The sequence below is a fragment of the Streptomyces sp. MMG1533 genome (assembly GCF_001279775.1).
Classification (GTDB): domain Bacteria; phylum Actinomycetota; class Actinomycetes; order Streptomycetales; family Streptomycetaceae; genus Streptomyces.
On record NZ_LGDG01000134.1, the window covers coordinates 78,967 to 101,903 of the forward strand.

The following is a 22,937-nucleotide window of genomic DNA, read 5'->3' on the forward strand; positions in this document are numbered from 1 at the left end:
CCGCCGGACGGCCACCGGTCGGCCACCCCGCTCGCCGAGCCACCACCCGGCTCCACGCCCCGCTCCGGTCCGGAGTACGTACTCACGCGGCACCCGCCTCCACCAAGGCCCGCTCCCAGAACTCCTTGCAGAAGCGCGCGAGCGGGCCCCGTGCGGCCGCGCCGGGAGGTGTCCTGCTCCCGTGCGACCGCTGCAGCGCGGACTCCACGGGCACCTCGCCGGCCAGGGGCAGTCCGAGCAGCCGGGCCACCTCGCGGTCGTCGAGCCCCGGTGTGTACGGCCCGCGGACGGCGACCCGCAGGTCGCGCAGGACCATGCCGACGGCGGAGGCCACCCGGCCCGCCGCGGCCACGGCACGCAGCTCCGCGGGGACCACGAGGAGCCCCACGTCGAGTTGGGCGAGGACCTCGGCGACCCCGTCGTCGATGCGGCGCGGCAGGTCGACGACGACCGTGCCGCCCCGGCGCCGGGCCGCGGCGAGCACCGCCCGCACGGCCTGGGGCGGGACGGCGACGCAGTCGCCACGGTCCCAGCTGAGCACCCGCAGCGAGTGCAGTCGCGGCAGCGACTCCTCCAGGGCGCCGCCGCCGACCCGTCCGCGCGAGGCGGCGAACGCGGGCCAGCGCAGGCCTTCGGCACTCTCACCGCCGAGAAGTACGTCGAGTCCGCCGCCCAGCGGATCGGCGTCCACGAGGAGCGTGCGCAGTCCCTCGCGCGCGGAGGTGACGGCAAGAGCGCAGGCGAGCGTGGATGCTCCCGCCCCGCCCCGGCCGCCGATGACGCCGACGGTGAGGGCGGGCCGGCCGATGCCCTCGGCCACGTCGGCGATGCGGTCGACCAGCCACTGCTCGCCGTCGGGCAGCATCAGGACGTGGTCGGCACCGATCTCGACGGCCCGCTGCCAGACACCGGAATCGTCCTGGTCGCGGCCGACCAGCACCACTCCGCGCCTGCGTACGGCCCCACGCACGCGCCGTGCGGCGTCGTCGCCGACCAGCACGAGCGGTGCGGCCTCCCAACTGCCTCTGTTGTCCGGCATCCCGTGGTGGACCTCGGGTGTGGCGCCGGCTGCCGCGCACAGGCGCAGCAGGTCGTCGAGCAGGTCGGCGTCTTCCGTGACGATCAACGGCTTGCCCTGCCGCCCTCCGGCGGCGGGCGGCGGATCGTGTGTGACGGCTGCGGCCACGGTGTCCATCCCCCTTCCGCGGCGCCACCACGGCCCCGCGATTCCCAAACGTGTGAAGAACCGGCAACCGGCCTCCATATGAACGGCCGATACGGACCGGCCAAACGCGTCCGAGTAACCGGAACCGGCCATGAACTCGATGCGAGCCGGGCGCGTGGGAATCACGGTGCAGCGTTCGCGGAAATCTTGTGGATCTTGGTCGATAACTGTGGACAACTCGACGGCTGTGAATATCACCGTCACCCATACCGGTGACCCCTGTACCACCCCCTGTGCGACATCCGCAGAGCAGCGCTCCAGCTACACACAGTGACGGATCATGAGCATGCGAAAGAGGCGACCGCAGCCGCCTCACCACGACCCTGCGGCCGCGCACAGAAAAAGGAAAACCCACCCGGACATGCGACGACCCCCGCCGGGGGGGAGAGCGGGGGTCGCCTTCACGGCCGACTCGGGGGGGGGGGAGGAGCCGGACCGCGTTAGCACGGTCGCGAACGATCCGTGACTTCCATGGTGTACCCGAGAGCCCTCTCAGGCAAACCCACGCGCCCACCTTACGCCGAATGGGCTGCGCCTATGCTCGGGGCTGTGGAAAACCACTCCTTGCCCCGCACAGCGGCCTTCTTTGACCTGGACAAGACGGTCATTGCGAAGTCGAGCACGCTCACCTTCAGCAAGTCCTTCTACCAAGGCGGCCTGATCAACCGCAGGGCCGCCTTGCGTACCGCATATGCCCAGTTCGTCTTCCTCGTGGGCGGCATGGACCACGACCAGATGGAGCGTACGCGCGAGTACCTGTCCGCGCTCGTGCGCGGCTGGAACGTCCAGCAGGTCAAGGAGATCGTCGCCGAGACGCTCCACGAGCTCATCGACCCGATCATCTACGACGAGGCCGCCTCCCTCATCGAGGAGCACCACACCGCCGGGCGCGACGTCGTCATCGTGTCCACCTCGGGCGCCGAGGTGGTCGAGCCGATCGGCGAGATGCTCGGCGCGGACCGCGTGGTGGCCACCCGCATGGTCGTGGGCGACGACGGCTGCTTCACGGGGGAGGTGGAGTACTACGCGTACGGCCCGACGAAGGCCGAGGCGATCAAGGAACTGGCCGAGTCCGAGGGGTACGACCTCTCGCGCTGCTACGCCTACAGCGACTCGGCGACCGACCTGCCGATGCTGAGGTCCGTCGGTCACCCCCATGCGGTGAATCCCGACCGCACACTGCGCCGTGAGGCACTCGCGCGCGGGTGGCCGATTCTCGATTTCCACCGGCCGGTCCGGCTCAAGAAGCGGCTCCCCGCCTTCTCGGTACCGCCCCGTCCGGCGCTCGTCGCGGTCGCGGCGATAGGCGCCGCGGCGGCCACCGCGGGCCTTGTCTGGTACGCGAGCCGGCGCCGTCCAGCTCCGGCCTGACCAGGCCGACACTCGCCTAATGTCTGTTTGATCCCAATAGTAAAGAAGTGCAGCCTGGGCTTCCGCTTGCTCCGGTCCTGGAGTACAAAGGGGTTAACGGCCCGCGAGACCAAGGACATCCGAAAGGATCACCTTAAGAACGCATTTGGCCCCACGGACCGAGCATGAACACCGGGCACCCACGCGACGTCGACCCGTCGATTACGGGCCAGCCGCACCAGGTGACGGGCAAAGTTCCCGACCTGATGGGCAATATTCGAGGACGCTTGGTACCCCGGTGGACATGCCAGCGGCGGTACGAATCCTCGTACCGCCGCATCCCTTTCCCGAGGGTTTTCCGGTAAATCCCTACGCCGCCCCGCGCTGCAGCGCCTCGCACACCGCCGTCGACTCGCGCGCCCCCAGTTCGACCGCACGACCGCAGTGTGCGATCCAGGAGGCCATGCCCTCCGGCGTGCCGGAGACATACCCGTCGAGCGCCGCCAGATAGGCCGCGCGGCCCAGTTCGGCGTGGCCGACCTCCGCCGGGCAGACGGACTTCGGGTCCAGGCCGCTGCCTACCAGGACGATGCGTTCGGCCGCACGCGCGACCAGGCCGTTGTGGGAGGCGAAGGGGCGCAGGGCGAGGAGTTCGCCGTGCACGACGGCGGCCGTGACCAGCGCGGGGGCCGAACCGCCCTTGATGATCAGCTCGGAGAGCCCTTCGAGGCGGCCGGAGACCTCCCCGGCGCTCGGCAGCGGCAGCTCGATCAGCGGCTCGTCGACGGGCTCGCCCGCCTGACGCGGACGCCCGACCTCGTCGCCCGTGGTCGCGGCCGCGACCAGATGCAGACGAGCCAGCACCCGCAGGGGCGACTGCCGCCAGATGGACAGCAGTTGGCCCGCCTCCGCGGTCAGCCGCAGGGCGCCGCCCATGACGCGCGCCTCGTCGTCGCCGCTGAAGTCGGTGCGGCGGCGCACTTCCTCCAGGGCCCAGTCCGCGCCGGACAGCGCACCCGAACCTCGCGCACCCCGCAGGGCGGCCTCGGAGGTGATCTCGTTGCTGCGGCGCCGCATGACCCGGTGCCCGTAGACCCGGTCCACGGCCTTGCGCACGGACTCCACGGACTCGGGCACACCGGGCAGCGAGCCCAGGGCCGCTAGCGGATCGGCGGTCGCGCCTGTCGTACTCATAAGTACGACCCTACGCAGCTCGGGGGCACACCCCACGAAGGAGTGGTCTTCTTCACGCACGTCTGCCACATACAGCTACCGGACGACTACGCTTGGTGAACATGAAAATTGCTTTCGTCGGGAAGGGCGGCAGCGGCAAGACCACCCTGTCCTCCCTGTTCATCCGCCACCTCGCGACCACCGGGGCGCCGGTCGTCGCCGTCGACGCCGACATCAACCAGCACCTCGGCCCCGCTCTCGGCCTGGACGAGACGCAGGCGGCCGCGTTGCCCGCGATGGGCGAGCGGCTGCCGCTGATCAAGGACTATCTGCGCGGCTCCAACCCACGCATCACCTCCGCCGAGACGATGATCAAGACGACCCCTCCCGGCGAGGGCTCCCGCCTGTTGCGGGTGCGCGAGGACAACCCGGTGTACGACGCCTGCGCCCGGCCGGTGGAACTCGAGGGCGGCGCGGTCCGTTTGATGGTCACCGGCCCCTTCACGGACGCCGACCTGGGGGTCGCCTGCTACCACTCCAAGACCGGAGCGGTGGAACTGTGCCTGAACCACCTCGTCGACGGCCCCGACGAGTACGTCGTGGTGGACATGACGGCGGGCTCGGACTCCTTCGCCTCCGGCATGTTCACCCGCTTCGACATCACGTTCCTCGTCGCCGAACCGACCCGGAAGGGGGTCTCCGTCTATCGCCAGTACAAGGAGTACGCCCGCGACTTCGGCGTCACCCTGAAGGTCGTCGGCAACAAGGTGCAGGCTCAGGACGACCTCGACTTCCTCCGCGCCGAAGTAGGGGACGACCTGCTCATGACGGTGGGGCACTCGGACTGGGTGCGCGCACTGGAGAAGGGCCGGCCGCCCCGGTTCGAGCTCCTGGAGGACGCCAACCGCCGCGCTCTGAGGCGCTTGCTGTCAGCCGTCGACGCGACGTACGAACTGCGCGACTGGAAGCGCTACACACGCCAGATGGTGCACTTCCACCTGAAGAACGCCCAGTCGTGGGGCAACGAACGCACCGGGGCCGACCTGGCCGCGCAGGTCGACCCCTCCTTCGTGCTCGGCGAGAGTGTCGCGGCAACCGCCTGAGCGTGCCCCGGCGGCCGCTCACCGAGTCGTCGCGACCATCTGACGGCTACTGCCGCTTGGCCGCCGGCGCCCCGGGCACGCCCTTCGGGGCCGGGGCCGGGCGGCCCGACAGGAAGGACTCCCAGCTCTGCTTCGGGGCTTCGCCGACCTGTAGGGAGCGCAGCTTCTCAAGGGTGTTCGGGTCCTGGGCGTCCAGCCAGTCGGCGAGCTGCCGGAAGGACACGCAGCGCACGTCGGGTTTGTTGCAGACGCCCTCGACGACCTGCTCGACGGCCCGCATGTAGGTGCCGCCGTTCCAGGACTCGAAGTGGTTGCCGATGATCAGGGGCGCGCGGTTGCCGTCGTAGGCCCGATGGAAGCCCTTGAGGAGGCCGTCGCGCATCTGGTCGCCCCAGAAGTCGTACTTGGAGGGGTCACCCTGGGTCCTGGTGCCCGACTGGTTGACCATGAAGTTGTAGTCCATCGTCAGCTGCTCGTAGGAGTGCCCGGGGAACGGCACGAGCTGCATCGACAGGTCCCACAGGCCCTCCTTCTTCTTCGGCCAGACCTGGTCGTTGACACCGCTGGTGTCATAGCGGAAGCCCAGTTCGCCGGCGGCCTTCATGAAGTTCGTCTGGCCCTCCAGGCAGGGCGTGCGGGCTCCGATGAGCTCCTTGTCGTAGTCGAAGGGCAGCGGTGAGGCCGTCTTCATGCCGGTGTTGGTCTTCCAGGACTTCACGAAGTGCTTCGCCTGGGCGATCTCGTCCTTCCAGTCCTCCACCGACCACTCGCCGACCCCGCCGCCGCTGCCGCAGAAGTGGCCGTTGAAGTGGGTGCCGATCTCGTTGCCCTCCAGCCACGCCATGCGCAGCTGCTTCACGGTCTCGGCGATGCCCTCCTCGTCGTTGAAGCCGATGTCGGAGCGGCCCGGCGAGTGCTGCGGCGGCCGGTACAGGTCGCGCTTGTCCTCCGGCAGCATGTACACGCCGCTGAGGAAATACGTCATCGTCGCGTTGTTCGACTTGGCGACCTTGCGGAAGTGGGAGAACAGCTTCTGGCCGTCCTCGCCGGCGCCGTCCCAGGAGAACACCACGAACTGCGGGGGCTTCTGACCCGGCTTGAGGCGCTCGGGTCTGGGCAGGTGGGGCTGGGCTCCGGTGTACGAGGTGGAGCCGTCGCCGATCAGGCGGACCGCGCTCTTGGGCGGCGCCTGGGCCGGCTTCGCCTTCTGCGGCCCTGGCGCTCCTTGCCCGGACGTGTCGCTGCCGTTCGCGCAACCGGCCAGGGATGCGGCACAGACCGCGGCGACCACGGCGCCCGCGGCGATCCTCTGGGTGGCGGCCATGTTCCGCCCACCTACTTCCTTCTCTCGGCCGACGCCGGTGAGGGCGTTTTGTGGCCGCCAAGCTCGCATGGGACCGAGAAGGAATTAGTACGACAAGCCGATCAAATAGCCACTTCACTCCCCCGGGTGACTTATTAACCCATTTGCCCGGAAAGTCTATGCTCGCCCTTTACTCTGCATTACGATCCATTTACCGAGCGTTGATTCATCCCGCCGCTTGCACGCCGTGACCCACGGCCGCCGACCCGACCCCCCGCCATCGACGGGGGACCACCAGATCGCGACCGCGCTGCCCCGGAGGAGACGGGAAAAAATGTCAGCCTGCGTCCCCACCCGCGCCGCCGACTCGACTCGGCCGAAGCGCATCCACCAACCCCACAGCCCACCGTCGTCCCCGCCCCGCCGCTTCCGTATCGCGGGCGCGGATGTCTCGGCCGCGATCGCGGTCTTCCTGATCGCCCTTCCGCTGTCCCTCGGCATCGCCCTCGCCACCGGTGCGCCGCTGCAGGCCGGACTCGTCGCCGCTGCCGTCGGAGGCATCGTCGCCGGCCGGCTCGGCGGCGCCCCGCTCCAGGTCAGCGGCCCCGCCGCCGGCCTCACCGTGGTCACCGCCGACCTCATCCAGCGCTACGGCTGGCGGACGACCTGCGCCATCACGGTCCTGGCCGGCCTCGCCCAACTGGGCCTGGGCTGCCTGCGCGTGGCCCGCAGCGCCCTCGCCGTCAGCCCCGCGATCGTGCACGGCATGCTCGGCGGCATCGGCATCACCATCGCCGTCGCCCAGCTGCACATCGTCCTCGGCGGCACCCCGCAGAGCTCCGTCCTCGACAACCTCCGCGCGCTGCCCGCCCAGTTGGCGGGCCTGCATCCGGCCGCCGTGTCGGTGAGCGCGCTGACCCTGGCCCTGCTGCTGCTCTGGCCCCGGATCCCCGGCCGGGTCGGACGCCTGTTGCGCAGGATCCCGGCCGCGCTCGTCGCCGTCGCCGGGGCCACCGCAGCCGCCTCGCTCGCCGGGCTGACCCTGTCCAAGGTCGACCTGCCGTCCTGGCGCAGCCACGCCCTGGCCGGGCTCCCCGAGGGCCCGGTGCTCGGCCTGGTCGCCGCCGTGCTCACCACCACGCTGGTGTGCAGCGTGCAGTCGCTGCTCGGCGCGGTCGCCGTGGACAAGCTGGTGGCCGGCCGTCCCGGCCTGCCCGCCCATGTCGGACGCTCCGACCTGGACCGCGAACTGCTGGGGCAGGGTGCCGCCAACATCGTCTCCGGATCGCTCGGCGGCCTGCCCGTCGCGGGCGTCGCCGTACGCAGCTCGGCGAATGTCCAAGCCGGTGCGATCAGCCGGAACTCCACGATGTTGCACGGCGTTCTCGTAGTAGTCGCCGCACTGCTGCTGGTCCCGATCCTGGAGCTCATTCCGCTCGCCTCGCTCGCCGCCCTGGTGATGGCCGTCGGCATCCAGATGGTGTCCCTGCACCACATCCGCACGGTGACGCGCCACCGAGAAGTGCTGGTGTACGCCGTCACCACACTCGGCGTGGTCCTCCTCGGCGTCCTGGAGGGCGTGACGCTCGGCATCGCCGTCGCGGTCGCCGTCGCCCTGCACCGCCTCACCCGCACCCGCATCACGCACGACGAGAAGGAAGGAGTCCATCACGTACACGTACGAGGACAGCTGACGTTCCTCGCGGTGCCCCGGCTCAGCCGGACCCTGCATCTCGTACCCCAAGGCGCCCACGCCGTCGTGGAGTTGGACGGGTCGTTCATGGACCACGCGGCGTACGAGTCCCTGCAGGACTGGCAGAACACACACACCGCGCGGGGCGGCTCCGTCGAACTCACCGGCCGCCGCGCCGGAGTCCGGATCGGCGAGCCCGGAAGCACGGCCGACCTCCACCCCGGGGACGAACACGCCGAGTCGGCGACCGGCACCGCCGGCTGCCGCTGCCGCCCCTGGACGGCCTGGCGCAACCACCAGTGCGAGCGCCCACAGTCCGCGCTGCCCCACGAGGGGCATACGGACAGACCCGGCACACCTGATGCACCGGGTGCGGCCGGTGCGGCCGGTGCGGCCGGTGCGGCCGGCGGGCATGAACTGGCGCGTGGCATCAGCGTGTTCCAGCGGCACACCGCACCGCATGTGCGGGGTGAGCTGGCCCGGCTGGCACGCGAGGGCCAACAGCCCTCCCAGCTCTTCCTCACCTGTGCCGACTCACGCCTCGTCACCTCGATGATCACCTCCAGTGGTCCGGGCGACCTCTTCGTGGTGCGCAACGTGGGCAACCTCGTTCCCCCGCCCGGCCAGGAGAGCGGGGACGACTCGGTGGCCGCCGCGATCGAGTACGCGGTGGACGTGCTGCAGGTGCGCTCCATCACGGTGTGCGGGCATTCCGGATGCGGGGCCATGCAGGCGCTGATCAACTCCGAGCCCGGAGGCGCCCAGACGCCGCTCAAGCGGTGGCTGCGGCACGGGCTGCCGAGCCTGGAGTGCATGGCCGACGACAGCCGACCGTGGGCCCGACTGGCCGGACGGGCGCCCGCCGACGCGGTCGAGCAGCTCTGTCTGACCAACGTGGTCCAGCAGTTGGAGCACCTGCGCGCCCACGAGTCGGTGGCCCGGGCCCTGCAGGATGGGGCTCTGGAGCTGCACGGGATGTACTTCCACGTGGGGGAGGCCCAGGCGTACCTGCTGACCGGGATGAGCGGGGACGAGGTGTTCGACCACGTGCGGGCGGCTGATCTCTCGGCGTGATGCCGAGGCCCGCTGCGGGTGTGCGGCCCCCGTCGGGGTGGGGACGCACACCCGTGGTGCACCTGGGTCTGCGATTCCGGCGCGCAGTGCTTGATCTTGCCCTGCCGGCATGGAAGAGCTCGGTCGGCACCCCCGTCCCCGTGCCGTCCTTGCGGGTCATGTTCTCGATGCCCAGGGAATTGCCCGGGTGCAGCGTGACCTGTCACTGACGGGAGAGTTCCGTCGGGGCGACGACGTCATCCCCGTCCGGCGGCTCGTCACCGACGTGGCGTGCGGGTCGGCCGGCGGTGGATCCGCCTCCGTGCGCGGGGACTTGCGGGCCCGGTGCAGCCGTACGCGGGCGGTGACCTGGCGGATACCGAGGGCGGCGGCGGCCTCGGGGACGGTCAGTTGGTCGACCGCGATGAGTCCATGACGGCCCGTTCGCCCTCCGGGAGTCGGCCGACCGCGCGGCGGCCGGAGCTCTCGGCGCCGAGCTGGCCGCTGCCGCGGGCCCACCCCGTATCCGTTCCACACTCACTGTCCCCTCTCTCCCTCCTCTCTCCCTCTTCTCTCCCTCTGCGATCTCCTCCGTGGCGCTTCACCTGTACTTGGGCCTGAGTGTGAAAGGCGTTACAGGGACTGAACTCTGCCTGGTCTGCGTCCGTGGGTACGGATGACCCCGGGCGCCGAAACAGACGTACACAAGACGCGTACACAAGACACGCGCACAGGTCTAAACCAATTTTCCGTCGACCCTTGTCACCAGGCCCCCGGGTCTGATGAGCTGTGGCCTGGGACACATCGGACAACCCTGAGAATGGGAGATGTCGTGAGCAACGAAAGCCTGGCCAACCTGCTTCGCGAGGAGCGCAGGTTCGCACCCCCCGCGGACCTGGCGGCGAACGCCAACGTCACCGCGGAGGCGTATGAGCAGGCCAAGGCTGACAGGCTCGGCTTCTGGGCCGAGCAGGCCCGCCGGCTGACCTGGGCCACCGAGCCGACCGAGACGCTGGACTGGTCGAACCCGCCGTTCGCCAAGTGGTTCAAGGACGGCAAGCTCAATGTGGCGTACAACTGCGTGGACCGGCATGTGGAGGCCGGTAACGGCGACCGTGTCGCCATCCACTTCGAGGGCGAGCCCGGCGACAGCCGCGCCATCACCTACGCCGAGCTCAAGGACGAGGTCTCCAAGGCCGCCAACGCCCTGCTGGAGCTGGGGGTTCAGAAGGGCGACCGGGTCGCCGTATACATGCCGATGATCCCCGAGACGGCGATCGCGATGCTCGCGTGCGCCCGGATCGGCGCCGCGCACTCCGTCGTCTTCGGCGGTTTCTCGGCGGACGCGCTCGCGACCCGTATCCAGGACGCCGACGCCAAGGTCGTCATCACCACCGACGGCGGCTGGCGGCGCGGCAAGCCGTCGGCCCTCAAGCCGGCCGTCGACGACGCGGTCGCCCGCGTGGACAACGTCGAGCACGTCCTCGTCGTCCGCCGTACCGGCCAGGAGGTCGCCTGGAACGACAGCCACGACGTCTGGTGGCACGAGATCGTCGAGCGGCAGTCCGCCGACCACACGCCGGAGGCGTTCGACGCCGAGCACCCGCTGTTCATCCTGTACACGTCCGGTACGACGGGTAAGCCGAAGGGCATCCTGCACACCTCCGGCGGATACCTCACGCAGACCGCGTACACCCACCACGCCGTCTTCGACCTCAAGCCGGAGACCGACGTCTACTGGTGCACCGCCGACGTCGGCTGGGTCACCGGCCACTCGTACATCGTCTACGGCCCGCTCGCGAACGGCGCCACGCAGGTCATGTACGAGGGCACGCCGGACACCCCGCACCAGGGCCGGTTCTGGGAGATCGTGCAGAAGTACGGGGTGACCATCCTGTACACCGCGCCCACGGCGATTCGTACGTTCATGAAGTGGGGCGACGACATCCCCGCGAAGTTCGACCTGTCCTCGCTGAGGGTCCTCGGCTCCGTCGGCGAACCCATCAACCCCGAGGCCTGGATCTGGTACCGCAAGCACATCGGGGGCGACAGGACCCCCATCGTCGACACCTGGTGGCAGACCGAGACCGGCGCGATGATGATCTCGCCGCTGCCCGGCGTCACCGCGACCAAGCCGGGCTCCGCGCAGACGCCGCTGCCCGGCATCGCCGCGACCGTCGTCGACGACGAGGCAGGCGAGGTGGCCAACGGCGGTGGCGGCTATCTGGTCCTCACCGAGCCGTGGCCGTCGATGCTGCGCACCATCTGGGGCGACGACCAGCGGTTCCTCGACACGTACTGGTCCCGGTTCGAGGGCAAGTACTTCGCCGGCGACGGCGCGAAGAAGGACGACGACGGCGACATCTGGCTGCTGGGCCGGGTGGACGACGTGATGCTCGTGTCGGGCCACAACATCTCCACCACCGAGGTCGAGTCGGCCCTCGTCTCCCACCCCTCGGTCGCCGAGGCAGCCGTGGTCGGCGCGGCGGACGAGACCACGGGGCAGGCGATCGTCGCCTTCGTGATCCTGCGCGGCACGGCGAACGCCGAGGACGAGAACCTCGTCGCCGACCTGCGAGGCCACGTCGGCGCCACCCTCGGCCCGATCGCCAAGCCCAAGCGGATCCTGCCGGTGGCCGAGCTGCCCAAGACCCGCTCCGGCAAGATCATGCGCCGCCTGCTGCGGGACATCGCCGAGAACCGCCAGCTCGGCGACGTGACGACCCTGACGGACTCGACGGTCATGGACCTCATCCAGGCGAAGCTGCCTGCGGCTCCCAGCGAGGACTGAGTACGACGCTCAGGGGCACCCGGCAGCCAGTGCGCCGGGTGCCCTTTTCACACCTAACGTAGGGATCGCCGGATTCCTCCCGGCGTACTTTAGGTAGACTAAACAAACAGGTGCGCCGGGAAGTCTGGTCGGCAAGTGCTCAATGCTGCCCACCGACCGGAGGTCTCCCCCCGTGACCGCGCCCCGCACCACCGCCACCCGCAAGGTTTTCGGACGTCTGTCCCTGCCCGAGCGAACCTTCGTCGCGGACGCGCTGCGCACCGAGACCGTCGGCGGTGTCCTGCTGCTCGTCGCCGCGGTCGCCGCGCTGATCTGGGCGAACATCCCGGCCCTGCACGACAGCTACGAGAGCGTCAGCCACTTCCACCTCGGCCCCGCGGCCCTCGGCCTGAATCTGTCGATCGCGCACTGGGCGGCCGACGGGCTCCTCGCGGTCTTCTTCTTCGTCGCCGGCATCGAGCTCAAGCGCGAACTGGTCGCCGGTGACCTCAAGGACCCCAAGGCGGCCATGCTGCCCGTCGTGGCGGCCCTGTGCGGGATGGCCGTACCGGCGCTCGTCTACACGCTCACCAACGTCACCGGGGGCGGCTCCCTGGAGGGCTGGGCGGTGCCCACCGCCACGGACATCGCCTTCGCACTCGCCGTGCTCGCCGTCATCGGTACGTCCCTGCCGAGCGCCCTGCGCGCCTTCCTCCTGACGCTCGCCGTCGTCGACGACCTCTTCGCGATCCTGATCATCGCGGTCTTCTTCACCGACACCATCGACTTCGCCGCGCTCGGCGGCGCGGTCGTCGGCCTGGCCGTCTTCTGGCTGCTGCTGCGCAAGGGCGTACGCGGCTGGTACGTGTACGTCCCGCTCGCGCTCGTCATCTGGGCGCTGATGTACAACAGCGGTGTCCACGCCACGATCGCGGGCGTCGCGATGGGTCTGATGCTGCGCTGCACGACCCGTGAGGGCGAGCAGCACTCCCTGGGCGAGCACATCGAACATGTCGTACGTCCGCTCTCGGCGGGGTTGGCCGTGCCGCTGTTCGCCCTGTTCAGTGCGGGGGTCTCGCTGTCCGGGGGCGCGCTGGGCGACGTGTTCACCAAGCCGGAGACGCTCGGTGTGGTCCTCGGTCTGGTAGTCGGCAAGGCGGTCGGCATCTTCGGCGGGACCTGGCTGACGGCCCGCTTCACCCGGGCCTCGCTCAGCGACGACCTTGAGTGGGCCGACGTGTTCGCGGTGGCGACCCTCGCCGGCATCGGCTTCACCGTGTCGCTGCTCATCGGCGAGCTGGCCTTCGACGGCGACGCGCCGCTGACGGAGGAGGTCAAGGCGGCCGTACTCATGGGGTCCGTCATCGCGGCCCTGCTGGCGACCGTGCTGCTGAAGGTACGGAACGCCAAGTACCGTCGCCTGTGCGAGGCCGAGGAGCGCGACGAGGACCTCGACGGGATCCCGGACATCTACGAGGAGGACGACCCGGCGTACCACCTGCGGATGGCCGACATCCACGACCGCAAGGCCGCCGAGCACCGCCGGATCGCCGAGCTGAAGGCCGCCGAACTGACGGACTCCCAGCGACGTGGGCTTGCCGAAGTGACGGGCGGGGCAGGCGAGGAGAACGACCGTCCGGCATGATCTGACGGGACAGTACAAAAGGACCGTTCCCAGTCAGGCACACAGCAGAAAAGGGAGAACGCGATGAGCGCACCCGACGGCAGCCCGGTCGGCGCCGAACGCAGCATCGGCCAGCTGTTCGCCTCGGCGACGACCGAGATGTCCGCGCTGGTGCACGACGAGATCGCGCTGGCGAAGGCGCAGCTGAAGCGGGACGTGAAGCGCGGCGCGACGAGCGGCGGAGCGTTCACGGTGGCCGGGGCGGTCCTGGTCTTCTCGCTGCCGATGCTGAATTTCGCGCTGGCGTACGGCATCCGCACCTGGAGCGACTGGAACCTCGCCGTCTGCTTCCTGCTGTCCTTCGCGGCGAACGTGCTCGTCGCGCTCGTCCTCGCCCTGATCGGCGTCGTCTTCGCGAAGAAGGCCAAGAAGGGCAAGGGCCCGCAGAAGGTCGCCGCCTCGATGAAGGAGTCGGCGGGCGTCCTGCAGAACGCCAAGCCGCACCCGCGCCCGGCGGCCCTGGAGGACGGGCTTCCGGACGCGAAGGCCATCGAGGCTGTGGCACGCTCGTCCTCATGACGGATCCCGCCACATCTTCGGCCCAGCCCGCCTCGGTCGTACGACCGGACGGCCCCTGGACGCACCGGGAGGTCGCCGCCAACGGCGCGCGCTTCCACATCGCGGAGATGGGTGACGGGCCGCTGGTGCTGCTGCTGCACGGCTTCCCCCAGTTCTGGTGGACCTGGCGGCACCAGCTGCCCGCACTCGCCGACGCGGGCTTCCGGGCCGTCGCCATGGACCTGCGGGGTGTCGGCGGCAGCGACCGCACCCCGCGCGGCTACGACCCGGCCAACCTCGCCCTCGACATCACCGGCGTGATCCGCTCCCTCGGCGAGCCGGACGCCGCACTGGTCGGCCACGACCTGGGCGGCTATCTGGCCTGGACGGCGGCCGCGATGCGCCCGAAGCTGGTGCGGCGGCTCGCGGTCGCCTCGATGCCGCACCCCCGGCGCTGGCGCTCGGCGATGCTCTCGGACCTCAAGCAGACGACCGCGGGTTCCTACATCTGGGGGTTCCAGCGGCCCTGGATCCCGGAGCGGCAGCTCACCGCAGACGACGGCGCGCTCGTCGCCCGTCTGATCCGGGACTGGTCGGGCCCGCGGCTGCCGGACGACGACGCGGTGGACGCGTACCGGCGCGCGATCTGCATCCCCTCGACCGCGCACTGCTCGATCGAGCCGTACCGCTGGATGGTGCGGTCGATGGCGCGTCCCGACGGCATCCAGTTCAACCGACGGATGAAGCGGCCGGTACGGGTGCCGACCCTCCATCTGCACGGTTCACTCGACCCGGTGATGCGGACGCGCAGCGCGGCCGGCTCCGGCGAGTACGTCGAAGCGCCGTACCGTTGGCGGCTGTTCGACGGTCTGGGGCACTTCCCGCACGAGGAGGATCCGGTGGCGTTCACCACCGAACTCATCAACTGGCTGCAGGATCCCGAACCCGATCGGTGACCGTGCCGATGCGCCCGGCATCCGGACCTGAACACGTGTCCTACGAACGGCCACTTGCCTGGCGCATAGGCCAATTGGGGGGCCTGGGGGCGATTATCGACCTTGGGGCAGGGGCAGACGTCGGGGTATGGGCTGGACGCACGACTACAGTGACGCAGCACGCAATCGACGCTCGGGCAGCGGCCTGGGCTCCCACCAGCGAGGCGGGCCTCCGAACATGGCGGGCACGGACCTGAGGGTGGGCATTCCGCGCATTCTGCGGCGCCGGGCCCGCTGGGTCTCGGTACGCCTGCGTCATCCGCGAGGCTGACGCTCCCCACTTTTTTCTGCGCCCGGGCCGGGGGCTTTCCCGAACCGTGGGCTCAGAGCGCGCAGCTGTCGCTGTCCACCTGCTGGTTCGCGGTGCGCCCCTTGGTGATGTCCTCCTGGATCTCGTCCGCGGTGAGCGCGTAACCGGTCTCGGGGTCATCGAGGGACTTCGCGAACACCACGCCGTACACCTTCCCTTCGGGGGTGAGCAGCGGGCCGCCGGAGTTGCCCTGGCGGACGGTCGCGTACAGCGAGTACACGTCTCGGCGCACGGTGCCGCGGTGGTAGATGTCCGGGCCGTTCGCCGTGATGCGCCCGCGCACGCGCGCGGCACGGACGTCGTACGCCCCGTTCTCCGGGAAGCCCGCGACGATCGCGCCGTCGCCGCCGGTCGCGTCCTTCGTGGTGAACTGCAGGGCGGGCGCGTCCAGGTCGGGTACGTCGAGTACGGCGATGTCGCGCTCCCAGTCGTAGAGGACGACCGTGGCGTCGTACTTCTTGCCCTCACCGCCTATCTGGACGGTGGGCTCGTCGACGCCGCCGACGACATGCGCGTTGGTCATGACCCGGCGCTCGCCGAAGACGAAGCCGGTGCCCTCCAGGACCTTGCCGCAACTCTGGGCGGTGCCCATGACCTTGACGATGGAACGCTGGGAGCGGGTGGCGACGGCGCTGTTGGCGAGGGCCGGGTCGGGCGGCCGGACGTCGGTGATCGGCTCGTTCGAGAACGGGCTGAAGACCTGCGGGAAGCCGTTCTGCGCGAGGACCGAGGAGAAGTCCGCGAACCAGGTGTCGGCCGCCTCTGGCAGCGCCCGGGAGACGCCGAGCAGCACCTTGGAGCTGCGGACCTCCTTGCCGAGCGTCGGCAGGGTGGTGCCGGCGAGGGCGGAGCCGATCAGCCACGCCACGAGGAGCATCGCGACGACGTTGACGAGCGCCCCGCCGGTCGCGTCCAGGGCGCGGGCCGGGGACCAGGTGATGTACCGGCGCAGCTTGTTGCCGAGGTGGGTGGTCAGGGCCTGGCCGACGGAGGCGCAGACGATGACGACGACCACCGCGACGACCGCGGCGGTCGTACTGACCTCCGCGTTGTCGGTCAGCGCGTCCCAGATGACGGGCAGCAGGTACACGGCCACGAGACCGCCGCCGAGGAAGCCGATCACCGACAGGATGCCCACGACGAAGCCCTGGCGATAACCGACGATCGCGAACCACACGGCGGCGAGCAGCAACAGGATGTCCAGCACGTTCACCGGTTCGAGCCTCGCCTCATCACTTTGCACAGCACGGCAGACACCCTGTCATGCGCGCCAGTCGAGAGGGACCTGCTTCTCGCGGTCCCAGGGCCGCTCCCAGCCCGAGTAGTGGAGAAGTCGGTCGATGATTCCGGCCGTGAACCCCCACACGAGTGCCGATTCGACCAGAAATGCCGGACCTCGGTGGCCGCTGGGGTGGACGGTGGTGGCGCGGTTGTCGGGGTCCGTGAGATCCGCCACGGGCACGGTGAAGACCCGCGCGGTCTCGTTCGGATCCACCACCCCCACCGGGCTCGGCTCGCGCCACCAGCCCAGCACCGGGGTCACGACGAAGCCGCTGACCGGGATGTACAGCTTGGGCAGCACACCGAAGAGCTGGACGCCGGACGGGTCGAGCCCCGTCTCCTCCTCGGCCTCGCGCAGGGCCGCCCGCAGGGGCCCGTCGCCCTTCGGGTCCCCGTCCTCCGGGTCGAGCGCACCGCCGGGGAAGGAGGGCTGCCCGGCGTGGGAGCGCAGCGAGCTCGCCCGCTCCATGAGCAGCAGCTCGGGGCCGCGCTCGCCGTCTCCGTCGCCGAAGAGGATCAGGACGGCGGACTGCCGCCCCGCGCCGTTCTCCGGCGGCAGGAAGCGGCTGAGCTGCAGCGGCTCGACCGTCTCCACCGCGTGCACCACCGGATCCAGCCAGGCGGGCAGGCCCTCCTTGCCGAGTGTCACGGAACCGCCCTGTGTGTTGCTCGCGCGCGTCATCTCCACCCCCGTCGTCCTGCCGGATCCAACGCCCGACGACCCCGAGATCGTTCCTGGGAACGTACCCAGAGGTGCGTCCGAGAGCGTGTCATCCCGCCCCCAGCGGCGGCGCGGGTTTCCCGCCCGCGTCCAGATATGACTGCGGGGGCTTCAGACGCTGGCCCGGGAAGCCGCCCTTCTCGTACTTGAGGAGCTTCTTCGCCTTCTCCGGGTCCGTCTCGCCCTCGCCGTACGCCGGGCAGAGCGGGGCGATGGGGCAGGCGCCGCAGGCGGGCTTGCGGGCGTGGCAGATACGGCGGCCGTGGAAGATCACGTGATGCGAGAGCATCGTCCACTCGCTCTTGGGGAACAGCGCGCCGACGGCGGCCTCGATCTTGTCGGGCTCGGTCGCGTCGGTCCACTGCCAGCGCCGCACCAGCCGCTGGAAGTGCGTGTCCACGGTGAGGCCGGGCCGCCCGAAGGCATTGCCGAGGACGACGAAGGCGGTTTTGCGGCCGACGCCGGGCAGCTTGACCAGATCCTCGAGCCGCCCGGGGACCTCGCCGCCGAACTGCTCCACCAGGGCCTTCGACAGCCCTATCACCGACTTGGTCTTGGCCCGGAAGAAACCGGTCGGCCGCAGGATCTCCTCGACCTCCTCCGGGTTGGCCGCGGCCAGGTCCTCCGGCGTCGGGTACCTGGCGAAGAGCCCTGGCGTCGTCTGGTTGACCCTGAGGTCGGTGGTCTGGGCGGACAGGACCGTGGCGACGACCAGCTGGAAGGGGTTCTCGAAGTCCAGCTCGGGGTGGGCGTACGGGTAGACCTCCGCGAGCTCGCGGTTGATACGGCGGGCTCGGCGGACCAGGGAGGTACGCGACTCGCTCTTCTTCACCGGGGTCGCCTTCACCGGACGCGCCGGAGCCACCTCTTTCACCGGAACCTTCTTTGTCGCTTTTGCCGTTTTCTTTCCGCCGGCGGAGTCTTGTTCGCCCACGGCGGAATTTCGACGTACAACCACCCGCCCAGCCCCCTTGGCCTGTGCTCTCACCGGCGTTTTGGACACCCGGCCAGCCTAGAGCCCGGCACTGACATCCGCCCCGGACCCTGAAGATCAGCCCCCAATTGGACCCCTGCCGCTTACCTCGGGACACGTGTGCGGCATCCTTGTGACAGATCACACTGTTTGGACCGTCCGGCAAAATGGGGAACACGGTCCCCTGGTAGGCAGGGGAGCAAGATCCCCTGAGCAGGTCGACAAGGAGAGAACTCGTGGACGACGTTCTGCGGCGCAACCCGCTCTTCGCGGCGCTCGATGACGAGCAGTCCGCGGAACTGCGCGCCTCCATGAGTGAGGTGACCCTCGCACGTGGCGACTCCCTGTTCCACGAGGGCGACCCTGGCGATCGGCTCTACGTCGTCACCGAGGGCAAGGTGAAGCTCCACCGCACCTCCCCCGACGGCCGCGAGAACATGCTGGCCGTCGTGGGCCCCGGTGAGCTCATCGGCGAACTGTCCCTCTTCGACCCGGGCCCGCGCACGGCGACCGCCACCGCGCTGACCGAGGTCAAGCTGCTCGGCCTCGGCCACGGCGACCTCCAGCCCTGGCTGAACGCCCGCCCCGAGGTGGCCACCGCCCTCCTGCGCGCCGTAGCCCGCCGACTGCGCCGCACCAACGACGCGATGTCCGACCTGGTCTTCTCGGACGTCCCCGGCCGTGTGGCCCGCGCGCTGCTCGACCTCTCCCGCCGCTTCGGCGTGCAGTCCGAGGAGGGCATCCACGTCGTCCACGACCTCACGCAGGAGGAGCTGGCCCAGCTGGTCGGCGCGTCCCGCGAGACCGTGAACAAGGCGCTGGCCGACTTCGCCGGCCGCGGGTGGCTCCGCCTGGAGGCGCGGGCCGTGATCCTGCTGGACGTGGAGCGGCTCGCCAAGCGCTCGCGCTAGGCGCACCAAGGCGTACGCAGAGAAGGGCCCCGTCTCCCTGGGGAGACGGGGCCCTTTGCGTGACCGCCACGCACCTCCGGGCCGTAAATGAGGGGCTCGGGCCTCCCCTTCACGGCACAGTGATCCCATGGCCGACACGGTTCGCCGCCCCGGGCTGGACGCACAGGGCTTCATCGAGCGCGAGGGCTCCCTCGGACGCATCCCCCACCCCTTCCGTCCCGTGGTCGCCGCAGCCCGCGACCGTCTGCTCGACGCGTTCGGCTCCCGGCTGCACAGCGCCTACCTCTACGGGTCGATTCCGCGCGGCACCGCGCGCGTGGGGCGCAGCGATCTCGATCTGCTGACAGCGCTGCGCGCGGAGCCCACCGACGCGGACCGGGCCGACGCCCGCACCGTCGACGAGTCGCTCGACAAGGACTTCCCGCAGATCGACGGGGGCGGGACGCTGCTGGTCAGCCGGGCGCAAGCACTGAGCGACCTGGAGACGTACGACCTGGGGTGGTTCATCGCCTGCCTGTGCACCCCGCTGCTGGGCGAGGACCTCGCCGAGTATCTCCCCCGCTACCGCCCCGACTCCCTGCTCGCCCGCGAGACGAACGGCGACCTCGCCCTGCTCCTGCCCCGCTGGCGGGACCGTATCGCCGCCACCGCCGACACGGACGAGGCCCGCCGCCCCCTCGTGCGCTTCATGTCCCGCCACCTCGTCCGCACGGCGTTCACGCTCGTCATGCCCCGCTGGAACGGCTGGACGAGCGACCTGCGCGAGATGGCCGATGCCTTCGCCGAGTACTACCCCTCGCGCGCGGAACAGCTGCGCACGGCGGCCGTCCTCGGCTACGAGCCGACCGGCGACCCGGCCGTCCTGCGCTCGTACGTCGACGACCTGGGACCGTGGCTCGCCGAGGAGTACGCGCGCGTGCACGGCGTGAAAGCTCCCAGGCCCTAGATGAGCCCGTGCTCCTCCAGGTAATCCATCTGAGCGCGGACCGACAGCTCGGCCGCCGGCCAGAGAGACCGATCCACGTCCGCGTACACATGGGCGACGACCTCGGCGGGCGTCCCATAACCGTCTTCGACGGCCGTCTCGACCTGGGCGAGGCGGTGGGCGCGGTGGGCGAGGTAGAACTCGACGGCGCCCTGGGCGTCCTCAAGGACGGGCCCGTGGCCCGGGAGCACCGTATGGACGCCGTCGTCGACCGTGAGGGACCTGAGGCGCCGCAGGGTGTCCAGGTAGTCGCCGAGGCGGCCGTCGGGGTGCGCGACGACCGTCGTGCCGCGGCCCAGGATCGTGTCGCCGGTCAGGACCGCCTGATCGGCCGGGAGATGGAAGCACAGGGAGTCCGCGGTGTGCCCGGGAGTCGGTACGACCCTCAGCTCCAGACCACCGACCCGGATCACGTCCCCGGCGCCCAGCCCTTCCTCCCCCAGCCGCAGCGCCGGGTCCAGGGCGCGCACCTTCGTGCCGGTCAGCTCGGCGAGGCGGGCGGCGCCGGCCGCGTGGTCCGGGTGGCCGTGGGTGAGGAGGGTCAGGGCGACGCGCTTGCCGGCCTTCTCCGCCATGTCGACGACATTGCGCAGGTGGCCGTCGTCCAGCGGGCCCGGATCGATCACGACGGCCGACTCGGAGTCGGGCTCCGCCACGATCCAGGTGTTCGTGCCGTCCAGGGTCATCGCGGAGGGGTTCGGCGCGAGGACGTTGACGGCGCGCGCGGTGGCGGGCCCCGAGAGGACCGCGCCCCGAGGCTGGCCGGGAAGGGCTGCTGCGTCCGTCATGCGGGGGCTCCACCGGTCGGGAGGTCGTTCGGGATGTGCTTGGTGAACTCGTCGTGCCCAGGCCAGGACAGCACGATCTGCCCGCCGTCCAGGCGTGCCCGTGCCAGGACGGGCGTCAGGTCGCGGTCCGGGGCGGCGGCGAGCGCCTCAGCCGCGCTGCCGTACGGAGCCAGCTGGCGCAGCGTGGCGATCGTGGGCGGCATCATCAGCAGCTCGCCCTTGTCGTACGAGGCTGCCGCGTCCTCGGGCCGGATCCACACCGTGCGATCGGCCTCCGTGGAGGCGTTGCGGGTGCGCTGGCCCTCCGGGAGAGCGGCGACGAAGAACCACGTGTCATAGCGCCGGGACTCGAACTCGGGGGTGATCCAGCGCGTCCAGGCACCCAGCAGGTCCGACCGCAGTACCAGTCCCCGCCGGTCCAGGAACTCGGCGAAGGACAGCTCACGGTCGACCAGAGCGGCCCGGTCGGTCTCCCAGTCCGCGCCCGTGGTGTCGCCGACCACGGAGTCCGGGGCCGGGCCCGCGAGAAGGACGCCCGCCTCCTCGTACGTCTCCCGCACGGCCGCACAGACGATCGCCTGGGCCGCCGCCTCGTCCACGCCGAGCCTGTCCGCCCACCACGCGCGCGTGGGGCCCGCCCAGCGGACGTGACGGTCGTCGTCGCGGGGGTCCACACCGCCGCCCGGGTACGCGTACGCGCCTCCGGCGAAGGCCATGGAGGCGCGTCTGCGCAGCATGTGCACGGCGATGCCGGCGTCGGTGTCCTTCAGGAGCATGACGGTGGCCGCGCGCTTGGGGCTGACCGGCGTAAGCGTGCCGTCCGTCAGGGCACGGATACGGTCGGGCCACTCCGGTGGGTACCACTGCCCGTTTGCCATGGGCGGAGGCTATCTCCTGACGCGCGGATGTTCGAGAGGCACCAGGTGTTACCGCCGAGCTCGCGGCAACCACGTACCGCCTGTTCCCGGGCACCCAGCACGGATCCGAGCGTCCCTGGGGGCTCCGCCCCCAGACCCCCGGCCCATGCCCACCCTGCCACCCGTCTCGGTCGGTCGAGAGGTGAGCCTCGCCCGGCCGCCACCGGCGCCGCATGATGCACGCACGCGCACCCGCACCAGCGGCGAGGCGGCACCGGGACGGCGTACGCTCCCGCACCCGGGTACGGCGGCAAGGGGACATGTCGGGGGTGTCCGCACCCACGCCGAGGCGGCAACGGAACGGCGTACGCTCCCGCACCCGCGTACGGCGGCAAGGGGACATGTCAGGGGGTGTCCGCACCCACGGCGAGGCGGCAACGGAACGGCGTACGCTCCCGCACCCGCGTACGGCGGCAAGGGGACGTGTCGGGGGGTGTCCGCCCGCAGCGGTTGGCGCGTCAACCCGGGCAAGTTGGTAACTGACCGATTCCGCGCCGTTCCGAGGACGGACGCCCCCCGACACGGCCCCGACCCACCGCGAAACCGAAGGCGCTACGCGCACCCCCGCCCGCCCTACGGCCCCGTCAGCTCCACCTGAACCTCGACCTCCACCGGCGCGTCCAACGGCAGCACAGCCACGCCCACCGCGCTCCGCGCGTGCACGCCCTTGTCGCCCAGCACTTCGCCCAGCAGCTCGCTCGCGCCGTTGATGACACCCGGCTGACCGGTGAAGTCGGAGGCGGACGCCACGAAGCCGACCACCTTCACCACGCGCGCCACCCGGTCCAGGTCACCCGCGACGGACTTCACGGCGGCCAGGGCGTTCAGCGCGCACGTGCGCGCCAGCTCCTTGGCCTCCTCGGGCGTGACCTCCGCGCCCACCTTGCCGGTGACCGGAAGCTTGCCCTCGACCATCGGCAGCTGGCCGGAGGTGTAGACGTACACACCGGACTGCACGGCAGGCTGGTACGCGGCGAGCGGCGGTACGACCTCCGGGAGCGTCAGCCCCAGCTCGGCCAGCCGCGCCTCGACCGAGCTCATGCCTTGGCCCGCTTCAGGTAGGCCACGAGCTGCTCGGGGTTGTTCGGCCCGGGCACGACCTGGACGAGCTCCCAGCCGTCCTCGCCCCAGGTGTCCAGAATCTGCTTCGTGGCGTGGACGAGCAGCGGCACGGTTGCGTATTCCCACTTGGTCATGTGGCCGA

The 22,937-nt window shown here is 70.5% G+C and carries 20 protein-coding genes and 1 pseudogene; 10 read left to right on the forward strand and 11 right to left on the reverse strand.

All coding sequences use genetic code 11. The features are described from left to right. Window positions 1-82 precede the first annotated feature (82 nt). Complete coding sequence (gene ssd, locus ADK57_RS15740) at window positions 83-1,195, reverse strand: septum site-determining protein Ssd (RefSeq protein WP_053750077.1); 1,113 nt, start codon at window positions 1,193-1,195, stop codon at window positions 83-85. A gap of 567 nt (window positions 1,196-1,762) precedes the next feature. Here ssd and ADK57_RS15745 point away from each other — a divergent pair. After that, complete coding sequence (locus tag ADK57_RS15745; protein WP_053750078.1) at window positions 1,763-2,596, forward strand: HAD family hydrolase; 834 nt, start codon at window positions 1,763-1,765, stop codon at window positions 2,594-2,596. A 348-nt stretch (window positions 2,597-2,944) separates the two neighbouring features. Here ADK57_RS15745 and ADK57_RS15750 read toward each other — a convergent pair whose 3' ends face one another. After that, window positions 2,945-3,769, reverse strand: a complete 825-nt coding sequence (locus tag ADK57_RS15750) for a Fic family protein (protein WP_053750079.1) — start codon at window positions 3,767-3,769, stop codon at window positions 2,945-2,947. 101 nt (window positions 3,770-3,870) lie between these two features. Here ADK57_RS15750 and ADK57_RS15755 point away from each other — a divergent pair, with 101 nt between their 5' ends. Continuing rightward, window positions 3,871-4,851, forward strand: coding sequence for an ATP-binding protein (locus ADK57_RS15755; RefSeq protein ID WP_053750137.1), 981 nt, complete (start codon window positions 3,871-3,873; stop codon window positions 4,849-4,851). 46 nt (window positions 4,852-4,897) lie between these two features. Here the strand turns inward: ADK57_RS15755 and ADK57_RS15760 are convergent, their stop codons facing one another. Next, window positions 4,898-6,175, reverse strand: coding sequence for a hypothetical protein (locus ADK57_RS15760; RefSeq protein WP_053750080.1), 1,278 nt, complete (start codon window positions 6,173-6,175; stop codon window positions 4,898-4,900). Between the two features lie 313 nt (window positions 6,176-6,488). On the opposite strand from ADK57_RS15760, the gene ADK57_RS15765 reads away from it, so the two are divergent. Then, window positions 6,489-8,921, forward strand: a complete 2,433-nt coding sequence (locus ADK57_RS15765; RefSeq protein ID WP_053750081.1) for a bifunctional SulP family inorganic anion transporter/carbonic anhydrase — start codon at window positions 6,489-6,491, stop codon at window positions 8,919-8,921. A gap of 156 nt (window positions 8,922-9,077) precedes the next feature. Here the strand turns inward: ADK57_RS15765 and ADK57_RS49015 are convergent. Further along, window positions 9,078-9,415: pseudogene (locus ADK57_RS49015) on the reverse strand (RNA polymerase sigma factor); the annotation flags it as partial. Between the two features lie 317 nt (window positions 9,416-9,732). Between ADK57_RS49015 and acs the strand changes: the two are divergent. The 5 genes from acs (at window position 9,733) to ADK57_RS51170 (ending at window position 15,118) form a co-directional block, all read left to right on the forward strand. Beyond that, the gene (gene acs / locus ADK57_RS15770) at window positions 9,733-11,691 is read left to right on the forward strand and encodes an acetate--CoA ligase (RefSeq protein ID WP_053750138.1); all 1,959 of its coding nucleotides are present in this window, start codon (window positions 9,733-9,735) and stop codon (window positions 11,689-11,691) included. A gap of 172 nt (window positions 11,692-11,863) precedes the next feature. Next, on the forward strand, window positions 11,864-13,315 hold the full coding sequence (nhaA, locus tag ADK57_RS15775) for a Na+/H+ antiporter NhaA (RefSeq protein ID WP_053750082.1): 1,452 nt from the start codon (window positions 11,864-11,866) through the stop codon (window positions 13,313-13,315). A 63-nt stretch (window positions 13,316-13,378) separates the two neighbouring features. Next, on the forward strand, window positions 13,379-13,873 hold the full coding sequence (locus ADK57_RS15780; RefSeq protein WP_053750083.1) for a phage holin family protein: 495 nt from the start codon (window positions 13,379-13,381) through the stop codon (window positions 13,871-13,873). Beyond that, window positions 13,870-14,808 carry an alpha/beta fold hydrolase gene (locus tag ADK57_RS15785; protein ID WP_053750084.1) on the forward strand — a complete coding sequence of 313 codons (939 nt, stop codon included), beginning with the start codon at window positions 13,870-13,872 and terminating at the stop codon, window positions 14,806-14,808. Before ADK57_RS15780 ends, ADK57_RS15785 begins: the two co-directional genes overlap by 4 nt. 127 nt (window positions 14,809-14,935) lie before the next feature. Continuing rightward, entirely contained in the window at window positions 14,936-15,118 is a 183-nt protein-coding gene (locus ADK57_RS51170) for a hypothetical protein (RefSeq protein ID WP_078973150.1), read from the forward strand. 52 nt (window positions 15,119-15,170) lie between these two features. On the opposite strand, the gene ADK57_RS15790 is transcribed toward ADK57_RS51170, so the two are convergent. The 3 genes from ADK57_RS15790 to nth form a co-directional block, all read right to left on the reverse strand. After that, window positions 15,171-16,370: a MarP family serine protease gene (locus tag ADK57_RS15790; RefSeq protein WP_053750085.1), complete on the reverse strand. Its 1,200-nt coding sequence runs from the start codon at window positions 16,368-16,370 to the stop codon at window positions 15,171-15,173. 48 nt (window positions 16,371-16,418) lie between these two features. Next, window positions 16,419-17,120, reverse strand: a complete 702-nt coding sequence (locus tag ADK57_RS15795) for an NUDIX hydrolase (RefSeq protein ID WP_053750139.1) — start codon at window positions 17,118-17,120, stop codon at window positions 16,419-16,421. An 88-nt stretch (window positions 17,121-17,208) separates the two neighbouring features. Beyond that, entirely contained in the window at window positions 17,209-18,093 is an 885-nt protein-coding gene (gene nth, locus ADK57_RS51995) for an endonuclease III (RefSeq protein WP_107091560.1), read from the reverse strand. A gap of 275 nt (window positions 18,094-18,368) precedes the next feature. On the opposite strand from nth, the gene ADK57_RS15805 reads away from it, so the two are divergent. Together ADK57_RS15805 and ADK57_RS15810 are read left to right on the forward strand one after the other, a co-directional pair. Beyond that, complete coding sequence (locus tag ADK57_RS15805) at window positions 18,369-19,043, forward strand: Crp/Fnr family transcriptional regulator (RefSeq protein ID WP_053750087.1); 675 nt, start codon at window positions 18,369-18,371, stop codon at window positions 19,041-19,043. Between the two features lie 127 nt (window positions 19,044-19,170). After that, window positions 19,171-19,989: a nucleotidyltransferase domain-containing protein gene (locus ADK57_RS15810; RefSeq protein WP_053750088.1), complete on the forward strand. Its 819-nt coding sequence runs from the start codon at window positions 19,171-19,173 to the stop codon at window positions 19,987-19,989. On the opposite strand, the gene ADK57_RS15815 is transcribed toward ADK57_RS15810, so the two are convergent. The 4 genes from ADK57_RS15815 to ADK57_RS49020 all read right to left on the reverse strand — a co-directional run bounded on the left by ADK57_RS15815 (window position 19,986) and on the right by ADK57_RS49020 (window position 22,929). Beyond that, window positions 19,986-20,816, reverse strand: a complete 831-nt coding sequence (locus tag ADK57_RS15815; protein WP_053750089.1) for an MBL fold metallo-hydrolase — start codon at window positions 20,814-20,816, stop codon at window positions 19,986-19,988. The genes ADK57_RS15810 and ADK57_RS15815 overlap by 4 nt on opposite strands. Further along, window positions 20,813-21,694, reverse strand: a complete 882-nt coding sequence (locus ADK57_RS15820; RefSeq protein ID WP_053750090.1) for an NUDIX hydrolase — start codon at window positions 21,692-21,694, stop codon at window positions 20,813-20,815. The genes ADK57_RS15815 and ADK57_RS15820 overlap by 4 nt, the downstream gene beginning before the upstream one ends. A gap of 612 nt (window positions 21,695-22,306) precedes the next feature. Continuing rightward, window positions 22,307-22,774 (reverse strand): RidA family protein, encoded by a 468-nt coding sequence (locus ADK57_RS15825; protein ID WP_053750091.1) that lies wholly within the window; start codon window positions 22,772-22,774, stop codon window positions 22,307-22,309. Next, a complete protein-coding gene (locus ADK57_RS49020) occupies window positions 22,771-22,929 on the reverse strand; it encodes a DUF4177 domain-containing protein (RefSeq protein WP_020129281.1) in 159 nt (52 codons plus the stop codon). The genes ADK57_RS15825 and ADK57_RS49020 overlap by 4 nt, the downstream gene beginning before the upstream one ends. Window positions 22,930-22,937: the final 8 nt, after the last annotated feature.